We start from the raw sequence: 16145 nt of genomic DNA, 5'->3' as shown, positions 1-16145 counted from the left end.
AACGTTAAGAACCGTCGCGGTTGGCTTCTCAAGGGCAAACCCTTGCATAACAATGAAAAGCGTACTTAACGGTTTGCAACATCCCGCCCGAGCAAGGTCGGGCTGAAGGAAAGACTATGGCGTATTACTGGTTCAAAGCGTTTCACATTATTGGTGTGGTGGTGTGGTTTGCCGGATTGTTTTACCTGGTGCGCCTGTTTATTTACCACGTTGAGGCTGAGGCTGAGCCAGAACCGGCCCAGAGCATTCTCAAAAAGCAGTACACCATTATGGAGAAGCGCCTTTACAGCATCATTACTACTCCCGGCATGGTGGTGACGGTGGCGATGGCCGTAGGGCTGCTGGTGCAAATGCCCGAGTACCTCAAAGACGGCTGGATGCACATCAAGCTAGGCCTGGTAGCCGTGCTGCTGGCCTACCATCACTACTGCGGTCGGTTGATGCGCCAGCTGCATCGGGGTGAATGTCGGTGGTCGGGTCAGCAGCTGCGGGCGCTCAACGAAGCGCCTACCCTGCTGCTGGTCGCCATCGTCATGCTGGTGATCTTTAAGAACAACTTTCCAACTGGGGCGACGACCTGGCTGATGGTAGGACTGGTTGTGTTTATGGCGGCAACCATTCAGCTCTACGCCCGTAAGCGGCGGCTAGACAAAGAAAAAGAGGCCCTGGGTGCTACCCCTGAACCTCAGGCTTTGCCAAATTCCTGAATGGGTTAGTCATGCCTAGGCTAAGCTGACAACGCTTGGACACCAACCTGATCGGGGCCAATGTAGGGAGAACCATGAGCAAATGGGAGCACTGGCTGTTGCCAGGGATATTGGCCGCTGTCGGGGTTCCTTTTTTAATCGCTGGGGGGGTGATTCGAATTATCTTGCCCCAGACGATCGCTCGCCATGCCCAGGAAGTGGCCCAACTACCGGTGGCTACCGCTGTTACGCTCAAGGAGCGGGGGACGCGGGTGCTGCTGGAGGGCTGGGTCAGCGATCGCACCCCCCCCAGCGATCGCCCGCCCTTGGTGGCTTACAACGAATACCAGCGGCTGCGTCGCGACGGTGAATGGGAATGGGAGCAGGTGCGCAGCTATACACCTACCCTCTGGGTGGAGATTTCTGGAGGCACTGCGGAGATTGCGGCGGGGTACACCCTGCGGTCTACGCTGTCCCAGGTGGAGGACGGTCGCGATCGCCGCTACGAAGGCTTTCAGATTGAGGATCCAGTTTTGGTGGTGGGCACCTTGACTGTTGCGGGCGCTCGGCCTGTAGTAGGGGAGGCCCAGGTTGGGTTTGAAACCAAGGTTGACTATTTGGCTACGTTAGATCGCAACCAGTCCACTGCTCGCTGGTTGGGGCTGCTGTTTCTGGTATTGGGCAGCCTGCTCACCCTCAGTGCAGTGGCGACGGCCTATTTAATCTGGCGCGGGCACCTCAACCTCTTTGCCGATTCCTAGGGAGATGACCCAGATTGGGGGCCAGATTGTGAGCTAGAGGGGGGCATGGCGTAGGCGATCGCGACTAAACTACACCAAATTTTTACCGGGGTAGCGCCAGATCAGTGCCACATTGGGCCATAACACCCGATTACCCCGAAACCCCATGCACAGTTTAGAAATGCTGCGATCGCCCCAGTCGATCGAGGCTGGGCGACTGACCCTGGCCGCAGGCCTGACTACTTTTCCTGAAGAGATTCTCGATCTGGCCGATAGCCTCGAAATTCTCGATCTTTCCCACAACGCCCTCACCACCCTGCCCGACAGCTTTGCCAAGCTCCGCAACCTGCGGATTGTATTCTTTAACAACAATCGCTTTGAAAGGGTGCCAGAGGTGTTGGGTCAGTGCCCCAACCTCTCGATGATTAGCTTTAAGTCTAACCAGCTTGCCACCCTACCCGCCGAGGCTCTACCGCCCCAAACCCGCTGGCTGACTTTGACCGACAACCGCTTGCAATCGCTGCCTGAGACGATTGGCCAGCTGCCCCACCTGCAAAAGCTAATGCTGGCGGGCAACCAACTACGTGCGTTGCCCGAGGCCCTAGCCGCCTGCCAAAACCTGGAGCTGATTCGGATTGCGGCCAACCAGCTGGATCACCTGCCGCCGTGGCTGCTCACCCTGCCCCGCCTTAGCTGGCTAGCCTACGCTGGCAACCCCTTTAGCCAGGGCGGTGTCCCGGTGGGTGCAGATACCCTGCCGCAGATACCCTGGGCCGATCTCAGCCTGGGGGAGGTGCTGGGGCAGGGGGCCTCTGGTGTCATTTACCGGGGGCTGTGGCGGCAGCCCCAAGGCCAGTTCCCGGTGGCAATTAAGCTGTTTAAGGGGGCCATGACCAGCGACGGCCTGCCGGAAGATGAACTGCGGGCCTGTCTGGCGGCGGGGGCTCACCCGCACCTGATTGGCCCTCTGGGGCAGGTGGCCCAGCATCCTGACCAAAAGCACGGCCTGGTGCTGCCTCTGGTGCCTGACACCTACCAGGTGATGGGCGGTCCACCCAGCCTGGAGAGCTGTACCCGCGATACCTACCCAGCCGATACGACCTTTTCGCTGGCGGCTACCCAGGCGATCGCCCGAGGGGTGGCCGCCGCCGCCGCCCACCTGCACCAGCGGGGCATTCTCCACGGCGATCTGTACCCCCACAACACCCTGATCAACCCGGTGGGAGACGCCCGCCTGAGCGACTTTGGCGCAGCCAGCTTCTATGACCCGACCGATCGCGCTGTGGCTCCAGCCCTAGAACGGCTAGAGGTGAGAGCTTTTGGCTGCCTGCTGGAAGATCTAGTCGATCGCTGCCCGCCCGCCCGATTCCTTCGCCCGCTCCAGCAGGCCTGCACTCAGCCCGACGTGCTGGAGCGCCCTGGCTTTCAAGAGGTTTTGGCGGCGCTGACGACGTTCGCGGCTTAGGGGTTTAGGGTTTAGGGTGTACGGTTCAAGGTTTGCCCTGAGCGCAAAATCCTGAATCCAACACTTTTGGCTTGACTCTACCCCCGTCAAAAATGGGTATTCTCAGGCCCAGGGCTAAGCAGCGCAGTCTCAGGTAGAGAGGCCGATGGGCCGGGTCAAAGTTTGGTTGCACGGCAAGCATGGGTGCACGTTTTGAAGAATTTGAATGCTGCTGGCGATCGCCAGTCCTCCAATAACCTGACCGCTCAGGTGTTTTTGGCCTATGCTGCCGAAGACTGGCTCTGTGCTGGAACCCCAGAGCAACCCGGCGCTCAGGTCGTGGGTTCCCCGGTGGCTGCTACCATCCAGGCGCTGCGCCAGCTGCTGAGCGAGGCCCAGATCGCCTACTGGGAGTGCCCCCATTCCTGCTCCGCTGCCATCGACCCCGAGTCGATGATGTCTCGCGTGACCGAAGCGAGCGATAATTATTTGCTGGTGCTCACCCCGGGCTCCCTGGCCGATGCGCTGTGCCTTCAGGGCCTGCTGTTTGCTCTCAGCATGAACAAGCGCATTCTGCCAGTGCTGGCTGAAACGGTACCGACCGACCGCCTCCCCGAGCCGCTGCAAACCCTGGAGGCCATCGATCTGCGCACCAGTGCGCCCTCCCTGGGAGACACCGATGGCGGTCGGCAACTGCTGCAAACCCTGCACCACGAGGCCGACTACCACCACACCCACACTCAGCTTTTGGTCAAAGCTCTGCGGTGGGAGCGACAGCTACGCGACTCATCGCTGCTCTTACGGGGAAAGGAATTGGCCGTTTACCAGCATTGGCTAGTCGGGGCTAACCAGCGATCGCGCTATCAGCCCCTGAAGCTACAAACCTTGTACATTCTCGAAAGCACTCGTCAGTGGCGCGATCGCAGCGATGCCGTCAGTCAGGGCGTAGACTGGCTCAAACGCTGGCTGGTCTAACCCCTTAGCTCGACGCGCTGGTGTAAAACCGCAGGGCAAAGCGCCAAAAGCGGTTGGCGACCAGCAGCAGCAGCAGGGCCAGCAGCGCCGAGGCCACCAACCACCCGCGCCCGCCCTGGCCCAGCATGGTTTGGGCAGGTACTGTCGTTAAAAAGGCCACTGGTACTACAAAGGTAAAAAACACCCGATAGGCCACTGGGTAGGCCGCGATCGGAAACCGTCCGGCCTCCAGCAACCCCCGCAGCACCTCGGTGACGTTGTAGATTTTGACAAACCAAATACTGGTGGCCCCCAGCATAAACCAAAGACTGTAGAGGGTAAGCGCCCCAAACAGCAGCGGCAGCAGCGCCAGCCCATAGTCGGCCCAGCCCAGCCCTAGTCGGCGGCCCCCATAGCCAATCATCACCAGGCCAAATACCACATCGGGCAAACCCCAGGGCGAAATGATCCGGGTTGAGAGCCAGAATTGCGAGCTAATCGGCTTCAACAGCACAAAGTCGAGGGTGCCCTGCTGCACCTGGTTAACGATTTTGTTTAGATTGGGGATCAGCACCATGGCTGAGAACCCTTGCAAAACAGTGAACAGGCCCAGCACCAGCAGGGCCGCCTCCCAGCTCCAGCCCTCGAACTCGTAGCCGGTGCGGTAGAACAAAAACAACCCGAACAGGCTGCCCGCTAGGCCCCCCATGCTAATTAACGCGGTGACCAAAAAGTTGAGCCGGTATTCTAGCTCGGCGGCGATCGCCGTGCTCCAAAACAGCCGTAGCACCTGCCAATAGCGCTGCATTATGCCCCCATCCCCGAATACTGCTTAAGTCCCTGTCGCCAGAGCCAGCGGTTTAGTCCCCAAAACAGCCCCGACCAGAGAATCATGGCCACAAACCCCTGCACCACATGCTCGGGCCGGTTAATCAACAAACTGGCCGGAAAATAAATCATGTAGGGGAAAGGCGTCCACAGCACCACCGTCCGTACCGCATCCGGAAACAGGGCCAGCGGTGCAATCATGCCCGAAAGAAAGGTATAGAGCAAAAACCAAAACTGCTCTAGGGCGCTGGCCCGCTCAGTCCAAAAGGCGGCCAGGGCAAAGGTGTACTGCATGAGAAACCGTAGGCAAAAGGCCATGACAATCGCCAGCAGCCCCAGCAGCAGGTTGTCGAGCCGGGGCCACCAGGCGGCGTAGGGGTAGAGCAGCAGAAATAGCCCCACCAGCAAAAAGGCAAAGGGCAACCGGGCAAAGCGTTCAGAAACATGGCTAAAAAAGTGCCGCCAGGCCGGATCTATGGGCTGTAACAGGTACGGTGACAAGCGGCCCTCGACCACCTCGCGCTCAAACTCCCAGATCACCCACACGACAGTGAACTGGCGCACCAAAAACACCGCTAAGAAATACTGCACCAAGGCTGTGGGGCTGAGGTCAAACTGATCGCCCTGGGCGGCCTCTACCCACAGCCCCATCAGAATCAGCGGAAAGGTGCCTGAGAGCACCCAAAACACCAGCTCTGCCCGGTACTCCACCATGTAGGCGTAGTACACCGACAGCATGACTCGGGAGATTTTTAGCGCTCGTTTCAGCATGGGGCCACATGGGGAGAGTCCGGGTTGGCACGATCCTACCAGGTGTCTCGTGCGGGCTGGCGATCGCCCAGGCCTAGCCCCCGGTCTATCCTTGGGCTGAAATTTCCAAAGTTTAGTCACATCCCAGAGAAACGTTAACCCAAAGCCCCAAAAGAAAAGATATTCTTAAATCATATTCAGTAACTTTGAATACAGAATTTTTGGAGATTTACCATGCTATCGACTCAAGAACAAGCCAGGCAGCTTCTAGCGCGCAATCGCCAGCACCAGCAGCAGCGTCGGGCCAATATGCTAGGGCGTTCCAGCCACGAAGTCTTGCCCTCTGAGACTCCTCAAGCCTAGCTACCCAGGCTTTTCCCCTAGTGCGTTGGAGTGTTGTCGTGGCGGTTAGACGCTATCCATTCAGGCCTCTAAGCCATGCCAGGCACTCCTGCTGAATTCGGTTCACCCCTAACTGACAAACCCCAGGCCTAGCTAACGCTGGGCCTTTTTTGCGATCGCCTGCCCCCACCTTGCCCTGCCTAGGCTCACCTAGGCTTAAGCCCACCCCTTACCCAGTAGGGCAACCCTCCTGCCCAAAGTTCGGCAAACCACACCTGCTACAGAATTGTCTGAGAGACTTTTGGGCGGCTAAATTAGCACTCAGGACGAGAGAGTGCTAACGCGTCTTGTCCATCCATTCTTTCAACGCGCAACCTTTGGAGGTACGTTATGGCCGCAGTCACCCTGAGTGTGTCTACTGTGAAGCCTTTGGGCGATCGCATCTTGGTCAAAGTCAGTGAAGCCGAAGAAAAAACCGCTGGCGGTATTTTGCTACCCGACACCGCTAAAGAAAAGCCCCAGGTGGGTGAAGTGGTGCAGGTTGGCCCCGGCAAGCGCGACGACAACGGCTCGTTCCAGGCCGTAGAAGTCAACGTCGGCGACAAGGTGCTCTACTCCAAGTACGCCGGTACCGACCTCAAACTCGGCACCGATGACTACGTGCTGCTACGCGAGTCCGACATTCTGGCTGCCCTCGGCTAGGTTCATTTTGGATTTTGGCGAGACCCCGTAGGGTGGGGACTGCCCACCATTGACCAGGGCGATCGCAGATTAACCCGTAGGGGCATCCGCGCCAGCGATGCACCGCTCGGCAAACCACTAGAACGTCCTAAACACAACGCAGTTAGTCAACAATTCTTGCGAGGAGGATTATTTATTTATGGCTAAAACCATCACCTACAACGAAGATGCCCGTCGCGCCCTAGAGCGTGGTTTCGACCTGCTGGCTGAAGCTGTCGCCGTCACCCTCGGCCCCAAAGGTCGCAACGTGGTGCTCGAAAAGAAATATGGTGCGCCCCAAATCATCAACGACGGCATCACCATTGCCAAAGAAATTGAGCTAGAAGACCATATTGAAAATACCGCCGTCTCCCTGCTGCGCCAGGCCGCCAGTAAGACCAACGACGCTGCGGGCGATGGTACCACCACCGCTACCGTGCTGGGCCATGCGATCGTCAAAGAAGGGTTGCGTAACGTCGCTGCCGGAGCCAACGCCATTTCGCTGAAGCGCGGTATCGACAAAGCCACCGCCTTTCTAGTCGAAAAAATTGCCGAGCACGCCCGCCCCGTGGGTGACTCCAAGTCGATCGCCCAGGTGGGTGCCATCTCCGCTGGCAACGACGACGAAGTCGGCCAAATGATCGCCGACGCCATGGATAAAGTCGGTCGCGAAGGCGTAATTTCCCTGGAAGAAGGCAAGTCGATGACCACCGAACTGGAGGTCACCGAAGGGATGCGCTTCGACAAGGGCTACCTATCGCCCTACTTCGTCACCGACACCGAGCGCATGGAAGCGGTGCTCGACGAGCCCTACATCTTGATCACCGATAAGAAAATTGCCCTGGTGCAGGATCTGGTGCCCGTGCTAGAGCAGGTGGCCCGCTCCGGTAAGCCCCTGATGATCATCGCCGAAGACATTGAGAAAGAGGCCCTGGCTACCCTGGTGGTCAACCGCATGCGCGGTGTGCTGAACGTGGCCGCCGTGAAAGCGCCCGGATTTGGCGATCGCCGCAAGGCCATGCTCGAAGACATCGCAGTATTAACTGGCGGTCAGGTGATCTCTGAAGACACCGGCCTCAAGCTCGACAACACCAAGCTCGACATGCTGGGTCAGGCTCGCCGCCTCACCATCACCAAAGACACCACCACCATCGTCGCCGAAGGCAACGAGCAGGATGTCAAGGCCCGCTGTGAGCAGATCCGTCGCCAGATCGACGAAACCGAGTCGACCTACGACAAAGAGAAGCTACAAGAGCGCCTGGCTAAGCTCTCCGGCGGTGTGGCCGTGATTAAAGTTGGGGCCGCCACCGAAACCGAGATGAAAGACCGCAAGCTGCGCCTCGAAGACGCCATCAACGCCACCAAGGCGGCGGTTGAAGAAGGCATCGTCCCCGGCGGCGGCACCACCCTGGCCCACCTGGCCCCCCAGCTCGAAGCCTGGGCCAGCGACCACCTCAGTGGCGAAGAGCTGCTGGGTGCCCAGATCGTTACCCGCGCCCTGACTGCCCCCCTCAGCCGCATTGCTGAGAACGCCGGTTTCAACGGCGCGGTGATCGTTGAGCAGGTGAAGGAGAAGGACTTCAACATCGGCTACGACGCAGCCAACAACCAGTTCGTCGATATGTTCGATGCCGGTATTGTGGACCCTGCCAAAGTGACCCGCTCCGGCCTGCAAAACGCCGCTTCCATTGCCTCAATGGTGCTGACCACCGAGTGCATCGTGGTCGACAAGCCCGAGCCCAAGGCTCCGGCGGCTGGCGCTGGCGCTGGCATGGGCGGCGACTTCGATTACTAAACCGGCTACGGCAGACTAGATTCGGCCTGCCCTGAGGTCAGTAAAAAGGACTCGACGGATTCCACCCGTCGAGTCCTTTTGTAGTGAGAAACTACGCTTGCTCCACCCGGCTCATGCCTCAGATGGATGGAAGCTATGACCGATTGAGGTAGACAGGCTATAGCTCAGAATCATCAGCTTTGCTCACTCTGTTGCCCAGTAAGTAGGCAAGCTCAATGAACTATAAAACCTGCGTAGGATGGGCGAAGTATCGCGTGCCCATCATCAGAGCGATGGGCATGGGCATGGCCCTTTGCCCCATCCTACGTTTAATTGCAACTACCGACTTAGAAGGCGGTAGGAATTGAATAAATCGGCTTAGAATGTACAACTTATAGGCTTTTATAGAAAATCTCTGTAATTTTTTTGACTTGTAAATAATTGAAAATACTGATGGACAGACTATCTGTGATGCTATTTAAGCGCTTGGTATAGTAATGCCAAAGTGCAGTCTCTAAAAGAATTTTTTTTCTGGAACACTTTGTCGATTTCAGAGTCATGGACAGTTAACCATCCAGTCTGAAACCCAATTTCTGTCAAAGTTCTTAAAGATTTTTGACCTGGCTTTGCTGCGGGGATGTAGGATTGGTGGCCGTTGTGAAACTCGATAAAGGGTCCAGAATCAATGACCATGTCACAAGCTGCCTCCATACCGATGAACCAGACACCGCTGGTGACCCCCCCCAGCGATGCCGCAGCTTCTCCGGAAAGGAGTGGGTCGTCCAAATCAATTCTCAGTGTTGATCTGGGGCGAACCTCTACAAAAACCTCCATCAGCCGCGATCCCAACAGCGTCGTTTTCATTCCGGCTAACGTTAAGCATTTGTCGATGGAACAGGTGCAGGGCGGCGCGTTCGAAGCCCGCGCCACGGATCCTCTGTCGGATATTTGGATGGTTTACCAGGGCAGTGGCTATGCCATGGGGCAGCTGGCCGAAGATTTTGGTGCTAATTTGGGGGTCGGCCAATCTAAGGTTAACGATGCTTTAGTCAAGGTCTTAGCCTGCGTCGGTTACTTTCAGCTAAAAGACGAGATTTCAGTGGTTTTGGGCCTGCCCTATCACTCCCAGGATCAGTTTGAGCGCGAGAAAGAGCAGCTGATGAGCCTGCTGCTGGGGCCGCACGTGATGAGCTATCGCGGTGAACCGATCACCATTCAGATCGGCAAGGTTTGGGTAATGCCCGAAGGGTATGGCAGCATTCTCTGGAATGAGGTGCAAGACAATAAAGCGGTTGACGTTGACTTTACCAAGCTGCCGGTTGCGATCGTGGATATTGGGCATCAGACCACCGATTGCATCATGGTCGACAACTTCAGATTTGCCCGTGGGGTGTCTAGAAGCGAAGCCTTTGCTATGAGCCAGTTTTATGAGCAGGTGGCGGCTCAGATTGAGGGAGCCGACAGCCAGTCTCTAGCGTTAATCGCCGCTGTAAACCAGCCTCAGGGTCAACGGTTCTACCGTCCTCGGGGAGCCAATCGACCCACTAACTTAGACGACATTTTGCCCAACCTCAAGGAGACCTTCTCGCGGGAGATGTGTAACCGCCTGCTGGCTTGGCTGCCAGAGCGCGTTACCGATGTCATTCTTACAGGGGGTGGCGGTGAATTCTTTTGGGAAGATATTCAGCGCCTGCTAAGAGAGGCCAAGATCAATGCCCACCTCGCTACGCCCTGCCGCCAGGCTAATGCCCTGGGGCAGTATATTTATGGAGAAGCCCAGATGGCGTCGGCCCGCGCGGCCCGTACGACCGCTTAGGAGCTTCTGTTTGGGCGGTAGCCATGCCTAATCTCTTCCTGACCGAAGGTTGATGCTGGTCACTAAAACGATTGTTTTAGGGCGGCGAATGGGGTATCGGTTGGGAAGAGTTTTTGACAAGTGGGCGGCATCATGGTTTCGGGACGAGAATAATGGTATTGAAGTGGTTACGCCAGACAAGAAAGCCGGTTCTTTTTCGCCGCAATGAGCTAGATCAAAATTTGTTGGCCGCTGTTAAAGCTGAGCTGGCTAGGCAGCCGGGCTTAAGTTTTAGCAGTCTTTGCAAAGAAGCGCTGCACCAGCTTTTACTGAGTAATCAGTCTTGTCCTGATCAACCGCTATTGTCTACAGACAAACGGATCGAAAGCCTTGAGGCTCAGTTGCTCAGTGTAGAGCAGCGTTTTTTTGCTCAAGAGAAAAATCGGTTGGAGCGATTAGAAGCCCAGTTGGCGCAATTGTCTCTCCAGGTAGTGCACCTGACTGGCTCGGGTGCTGCCGTCCTGACGTCTCCCCAGCCCGTCTCAGATGAGGTGCCCTATGTAGAGGCGTTTGAAGAGGATGTGCCTGAAGATCCGGTGCTGTCTCGGCTGAGCGGTTTAATTGATGACTTTTAGCGTGCTGCACTACTGCGATCGCATCGCTTGGATCGACCCCGTGCCCACCGGGCGCAACGGCGAATACATCAGCGTTATGACCCGCCGCATTTCGTCAGCAGAGGGCTAAAGCAATGGGGTAGCCCGCAAGGCTGCCCCTGTTGAGGCAATTATTTGAGCCTGGTGGGCTTAAGCCGAGGGCATTTGCCCCCACAAATTTGCTTAGGTACATCAGGGCGACTGACTCAGGTTTGACGCGGCTGCTCGCTTTCAAGAGGTAAAGTCAGCTTTAGCTACTGCAAACGTCGATTGGGTTAAGACAGATTCTCTGGTAGGGGCATTGCATGCAATGCCCCTACCAGAGAATTTCGCCTGTCAAAGTGTCTTAACTAAATCAACTGCTGCAATGTCGCCTGAAATTACTCATTCCCTCGCTGTTACGAGGAAATTTTTATTGACCCAGGGGTAGATGATTTCGCACCGCCATCTATGGTCAGAATCAAGACATTGTTTTGTAAGTCAAGTTCTGGTGCCGCCAGTCTTTAGCTTACTTAGCTGCTATATCGTTCAGGATGAAACTCAATGACCAGTCTGAGAAAAGCGCGTCGACTGATCAAAGAAACTATCGCTGAATGGCAAGAACAGGAAGTTTCACTGCTGGCCTCGGCCCTCGCCTATTCAACCGTTTTTTCGTTAGCGCCTCTGATGATCTTGGTGATCATGATCATGGGCGTATTTTTTGGAGAAACAACAGCCAGAGAGCAAATTGTGTCTCAACTGGATGATTTATTAGGCGATGATGCTGCTAATCTGATGGCGGCCGCGATTACTAATCTCCGCGATCAAGCTAGCGAAGGCCCGCTTCAGCTCATTCTTAACCTGGGCTTCTTTCTATTTGGCGCATCCAGTGTGTTTGCAGGCATTCAAAATTCTCTAGACCGTATTTGGGATGTCAAACCAGAACCCGGTCGTCACATGTTTCACTTTTTGCGGAAGCGCTTGCTATCGGCGGCGATGATTCTTGCGATCGCATTTTTGCTGCTGGTATCGTCGGTGGCTAACACCCTGCTGGCTGTTGCGGTTACCAATCTCAACGAATGGCTACCGGCTATGGGCTATCTGTGGCAAATTTTGAGCTGGGTGGTCTCGTTTGGAGCGATTACGGCGGTTTTTGCGGCTATCTACACTGTTTTGCCCGATGCCGATATTCACTGGCAAGACACCTTGATTGGGGCCATACTCACCGCCGGATTGTTTATGGTGGGCCAGTGGCTCTTTGGCATCTTCTTAGATTGGGTCGATATCGGCTCGGGCTATGGCGTGGCTGGCTCGTTTCTAGTGATCATCACCTGGATTTTCTACGCAGCAATTATTCTATTTTCGGGGGCTGTCTTTACGAAGGTTTACGCGCGGCGTTACGGCCTACCGATCGTCCCCTCCGATTTTGCCGTGTCAACCACTGAGGACAGGCCCGAGCGTTAATGCTGTTGCCGCTAGTCAGGCCATCTGCGCTCAGGCCTACCGGATCACCGCACAGGCAATTCGCCCGCCAGAACCGCCAATTGGTTGCGAATAGTGATCGTCTTTGTCGGTATGGACAATCAGCGCCGTGCCATCGTCATCTAGCAGCTTGGCTGGTCCAAAGTCTAGCTCCACCAGATCGCTGTACAGCTCAACGTCCACGGTGCCGTCGGCGGCAACGACCAAGTTGGGCAAATTGCCTTCGTGGGGGCCATCGGGGTTGCGAAACCCGTGGGGCTGGTCAAAGGGGTTTACGTGGCCGCCCGCCGATTTGAAAGCAGCCAAATCTGAACAATCGCCTACGGCGTGGAAGTGCATGCCGTGGTAGCCGGGGGGCAAGTCTCTGGCCTGAAGGTTGATCAATACGCCTTTGTGCCCTTGCTCGACCTGCACAGTGCCAATGGCATTGCCGCTGTTGTCGATTAGCTCGGCCTGGGTGGTGAGGGCGGTGGCGGTGGCAGGGCTAGCTAGAAGCACGAGGCCACTTAGGCAAAGCGCCCAACAAAAAAGCTTGAAGCGATTGAAGAGAGCAAACATAAACCTATCCCTAGCATCGGTGCTTAGATCATAGTTGAGTGTCAGCGCTGGTCTTCTCCCCACTGTGGTTGAGTTCTGCCGATTGTCAGGCGAAGTCGGGCGATCGCGGCACTCCACAAGTCTCAAGCTCTCATGGTACAAAGTAAGCACTTGCTATGCTGACTGATGTAGAGGGCTTGAGCTAAAACAGCGCTGCCTGGGCGGTTTGCACTACTGTCGGGATGGAATAATGCAAATTCTTCACGGCACTTGGATACCTCAGCCTGCCGCCTTTGTGCAGACGGGGGCTTTTTGCCTGTGGGTCGAAACCGAGCAAAAGAGCCGTCGCAAGTTGGCGTCTCAGGCCCATCCCTTTCACCTGCCCGAACCCGACCTAGTGCCCTTACTCACCGATGAGCTAGGGCTAAAGTCGCCCGATCGCCGCCCCCTAGACACTTTCATCACTCCCCGCACTTTTCTGCTGCCCACGATGGAAGGTCAACCGCTGCCTTCTTTGGATCTATTGCGCTACTTAGAAGTAGACACCCCAGACCGCTTTGACTGGCAGTACTGGCAGGTCGATTGCTACCAGCTCCCCGTTCTACCTGACGTAATCAGCCTGCTGAATAATCTGCACTTTCTCGCTGTCTACAACCTGGCGGAGGTGCAACTGGGGGCCGATCTGCTGTTTTGGTACCACTATACCCAGGCGTTTAAGCAGGTGATTCTGCGCGATCAGTACATTCCGGCGCTGAAGTATCGGCAGGTTGCGGCGGCGAAGGCATCCAAGGGCCGCAAGGCCGCAGGGACGAAGACAACGGCCCAGAAGCAATCATCCAAACCGGAGTCAGGGTTTGAGATTTATCCGGGGTGGGAGATTATTGGCGATCGCTACCACGAGCACATCCAAACCTACATCGACTACATGCCCCTGCTCTGCGTCGCCGGGTTTGAGGAGGTTCCCAAAACATCCACCTTTTACGATCGCACCACCCTACTCCGCCACTTTTCAGAATGCTTTGTCGATGATTTGGTGCGGGGTACGGCGATGCCCCAGAGCTATCTCAAAACCGTTGAGAATACGCTAATTCAGGATTGCTTACAGGGCAATGCTCCTGGCAAATCGGCGGCAGATCTGGAGCGCTATCAGCAGTGGCAGGGATGGCGCGATCGCATTGCCCGCACCCAAACCGATCAAACCTTTTTTCTCTACTTTCACCTGCAAGACCCATCCAAGCCAGAAGATCCTTGGCAGCTTCTCTTTCAAATCGCTCCCAAGCACGACCCTTCCCTCAGAGTCTCGTTGGATGACTACTGGCGCATGCGTCCCAAGCAGCAGGCCCAGGTAAAAGCCCAGATGGGGGATGACTTTGAGCAGCACTTATTAATGAACCTGGGCTACGCTGCCCGCATTTACCCCGACCTGTGGCGCGGGTTAGAAACAGACGAGCCTGTGGGGATCTACCTCAGTCTCGACACCGCCTTCACCTTTCTCAAAGAATCGGCCTGGGTGCTAGAAGATGCGGGCTACAAAGTGATCGTCCCCGCCTGGTGGACGCCCAAGGGTCGCCAGCGGGCCAAGGTGCGGCTGCGGGCTAAGGGCAAATCCCTCGGCGGCAGCGACAAATCGAAGGGCTACTTTTCCTACGACACCCTGGTGCAGTACCAGTACGACCTGGCGATCGGCGACCAGCCCGTCACCGAGGCCGAGTGGCAGCAGTTGGTGAATGCCAAGTCGCCTCTAATCAAGTTTCGCGGCCAGTGGATGGAGCTAGATCAGGACAAAATGCAGCAAATGCTGGAGTTTTGGCAGCAGCAGCAGGCCGAAAACCCCGAAATGAGCCTGCTCGACTTCATGCGCCTGACCAGCGGCGAGGCTGACGACAGCCTAGAGGTGGAGTTCGATCGCGACGACACCCTGGCCACCATGCTCACCCAGCTCAGCGACAAAACCCGCCTCGAACTCACCCCCGACCCCGACCAGCTCCAGGGCAATCTGCGCGACTACCAGAAGCGCGGCCTCTCCTGGCTGCACTATTTAGAAAATCTGGGTCTGAACGGGTGTTTGGCCGACGACATGGGCCTGGGCAAAACCATCCAGGTGATCGCCCGCCTGATTCAAGAACGAGAAGAAACGGCCCAGCCGATTCCTCCCACGCTGCTGATTGCGCCCACCTCGGTGGTCGGCAACTGGTTTCACGAGATCGAAAAGTTTGCGCCGCATCTGCGGGCGGTAGTGCACCATGGGGGCGATCGCAACCAAGACACCAAAGCCTTCAAAGCAATCTGCCGCGACCACGACGTGGTGATCACCTCCTTTACCCTGGCTCGTAAAGACGCCAAGCTGCTAGAGGGCGTCACCTGGCACCGCATTGTGCTCGACGAGGCCCAAAACATCAAAAACCCCAAAACCGCCCAGACCAAGGCCATTCTCAAGCTCAACGCCAACCATCGCCTCGCCCTCACCGGCACCCCAGTCGAAAACCGCCTGATGGATCTGTGGTCGATTTTTAACTTTCTCAACCCCGGCTACCTGGGCACCCAGACCCAGTTTCGCAAGCAGTTCGAGCTACCCATTCAAAAAGAAAACAGCCCCGCCCGCTCCGCCACCCTGAAGAAGCTGGTAGAACCCTTCATTCTGCGGCGGCTCAAAACCGACCAGTCGATCATCAAAGACCTGCCCGACAAGGTTGAGCAAAAGCTGTTCTGCAACCTCACCCCCGAGCAGGCTTCCCTCTACGAAGCGGTGCTCAAGGATGTCACTGAGCAGCTCGAAACCAGCGAGGGCATCCAGCGCAAGGGTCTGATTCTCGCCACCCTGACCAAGCTCAAGCAAATCTGCAACCACCCCCGCCAGTTTTTGCAGGATGAGAGTGACTTTACGCCGGAGCGATCGCACAAACTCAGCCGCCTGCTCGACATGCTCGATGAAGTGGTGGCCGAAGGCGAAAGCGCCCTGGTCTTCAGCCAGTTTCGCGAAATCGGCGACGCCCTAGAGCACCACCTGCGCCACACCTGCCACTACAACACCTACTACATCCACGGTGGCACCAACCGCAAAAAGCGCGAGCAGATGATCGCCGACTTTCAAAACCCCGATACCGAGCCCGCCATCTTTGTGCTGTCGCTGAAAGCCGCCGGGGTCGGCATCACTCTCACCCAGGCCAACCACGTCTTCCACTTCGATCGCTGGTGGAACCCCGCCGTCGAAGACCAGGCCACCGATCGCGCCTTTCGCATTGGCCAAAAGAAAAATGTCTTCGTCCACAAGTTCGTCGCCATGGGCACGCTCGAAGAACGCATCGACCAGATGATTGAGGATAAGAAAAAGCTGGCCGGTGCGATCGTCGGTGCCGATGAATCGTGGCTGACAGAGCTAGACAACGACGCATTTAAACAACTCATCGCCCTCAACAAAAGCGCGATCATGGATTGATGCCCTAAATATCTTCCATAATTGG

The 16145-nt window shown here is 56.5% G+C and carries 14 protein-coding genes; 11 read left to right on the top strand and 3 right to left on the bottom strand.

Annotated features, from left to right (window positions below; translation table 11 throughout):
* The first annotated feature begins 116 nt into the window (after window positions 1-116).
* The 4 genes from hemJ to RRF56_RS13030 all read left to right on the top strand — a co-directional run bounded on the left by hemJ (window position 117) and on the right by RRF56_RS13030 (window position 3845).
* On the top strand, window positions 117-707 hold the full coding sequence (hemJ, locus tag RRF56_RS13045) for a protoporphyrinogen oxidase HemJ (protein WP_317038075.1): 591 nt from the start codon (window positions 117-119) through the stop codon (window positions 705-707).
* A 74-nt stretch (window positions 708-781) separates the two neighbouring features.
* Window positions 782-1447 (top strand): hypothetical protein, encoded by a 666-nt coding sequence (locus RRF56_RS13040; protein WP_317038074.1) that lies wholly within the window; start codon window positions 782-784, stop codon window positions 1445-1447.
* Window positions 1448-1592: 145 nt separating this feature from the next.
* On the top strand, window positions 1593-2891 hold the full coding sequence (locus tag RRF56_RS13035; protein ID WP_317038073.1) for a leucine-rich repeat-containing protein kinase family protein: 1299 nt from the start codon (window positions 1593-1595) through the stop codon (window positions 2889-2891).
* A 192-nt stretch (window positions 2892-3083) separates the two neighbouring features.
* Window positions 3084-3845 carry a TIR domain-containing protein gene (locus RRF56_RS13030; protein WP_317038072.1) on the top strand — a complete coding sequence of 254 codons (762 nt, stop codon included), beginning with the start codon at window positions 3084-3086 and terminating at the stop codon, window positions 3843-3845.
* A 4-nt stretch (window positions 3846-3849) separates the two neighbouring features.
* Here RRF56_RS13030 and RRF56_RS13025 read toward each other — a convergent pair whose 3' ends face one another.
* The gene (locus tag RRF56_RS13025; protein WP_317038071.1) at window positions 3850-4632 is read right to left on the bottom strand and encodes an ABC transporter permease; all 783 of its coding nucleotides are present in this window, start codon (window positions 4630-4632) and stop codon (window positions 3850-3852) included.
* Complete coding sequence (locus RRF56_RS13020; protein WP_410510604.1) at window positions 4632-5420, bottom strand: ABC transporter permease; 789 nt, start codon at window positions 5418-5420, stop codon at window positions 4632-4634. Before RRF56_RS13020 ends, RRF56_RS13025 begins: the two co-directional genes overlap by 1 nt.
* 216 nt (window positions 5421-5636) lie before the next feature.
* Here RRF56_RS13020 and RRF56_RS13015 point away from each other — a divergent pair, with 216 nt between their 5' ends.
* The 6 genes from RRF56_RS13015 (at window position 5637) to RRF56_RS12985 (ending at window position 12129) form a co-directional block, all read left to right on the top strand.
* Entirely contained in the window at window positions 5637-5765 is a 129-nt protein-coding gene (locus tag RRF56_RS13015) for a hypothetical protein (RefSeq protein ID WP_317038069.1), read from the top strand.
* Window positions 5766-6134: 369 nt separating this feature from the next.
* On the top strand, window positions 6135-6446 hold the full coding sequence (gene groES, locus RRF56_RS13010; RefSeq protein WP_317038068.1) for a co-chaperone GroES: 312 nt from the start codon (window positions 6135-6137) through the stop codon (window positions 6444-6446).
* A 178-nt stretch (window positions 6447-6624) separates the two neighbouring features.
* Complete coding sequence (gene groL, locus RRF56_RS13005) at window positions 6625-8259, top strand: chaperonin GroEL (protein WP_317038067.1); 1635 nt, start codon at window positions 6625-6627, stop codon at window positions 8257-8259.
* 664 nt (window positions 8260-8923) lie between these two features.
* Window positions 8924-10054, top strand: a complete 1131-nt coding sequence (locus RRF56_RS12995; protein WP_410510562.1) for a ParM/StbA family protein — start codon at window positions 8924-8926, stop codon at window positions 10052-10054.
* Between the two features lie 341 nt (window positions 10055-10395).
* Window positions 10396-10668 carry a hypothetical protein gene (locus RRF56_RS12990; RefSeq protein WP_317038066.1) on the top strand — a complete coding sequence of 91 codons (273 nt, stop codon included), beginning with the start codon at window positions 10396-10398 and terminating at the stop codon, window positions 10666-10668.
* A 561-nt stretch (window positions 10669-11229) separates the two neighbouring features.
* Window positions 11230-12129, top strand: coding sequence for a YihY/virulence factor BrkB family protein (locus RRF56_RS12985; protein ID WP_317038065.1), 900 nt, complete (start codon window positions 11230-11232; stop codon window positions 12127-12129).
* Window positions 12130-12165: 36 nt separating this feature from the next.
* On the opposite strand, the gene RRF56_RS12980 is transcribed toward RRF56_RS12985, so the two are convergent.
* Complete coding sequence (locus RRF56_RS12980; protein ID WP_317038064.1) at window positions 12166-12645, bottom strand: superoxide dismutase family protein; 480 nt, start codon at window positions 12643-12645, stop codon at window positions 12166-12168.
* 289 nt (window positions 12646-12934) lie between these two features.
* On the opposite strand from RRF56_RS12980, the gene RRF56_RS12975 reads away from it, so the two are divergent.
* Window positions 12935-16120, top strand: a complete 3186-nt coding sequence (locus RRF56_RS12975; RefSeq protein WP_317038063.1) for a DEAD/DEAH box helicase — start codon at window positions 12935-12937, stop codon at window positions 16118-16120.
* Window positions 16121-16145: the final 25 nt, after the last annotated feature.

The organism is Nodosilinea sp. E11 (assembly GCF_032813545.1).
Classification (GTDB): domain Bacteria; phylum Cyanobacteriota; class Cyanobacteriia; order Phormidesmidales; family Phormidesmidaceae; genus Nodosilinea.
The sequence above is the reverse complement of the archived record's forward strand: the minus strand, read 5'-3'. Positions and strand labels throughout refer to the sequence as shown.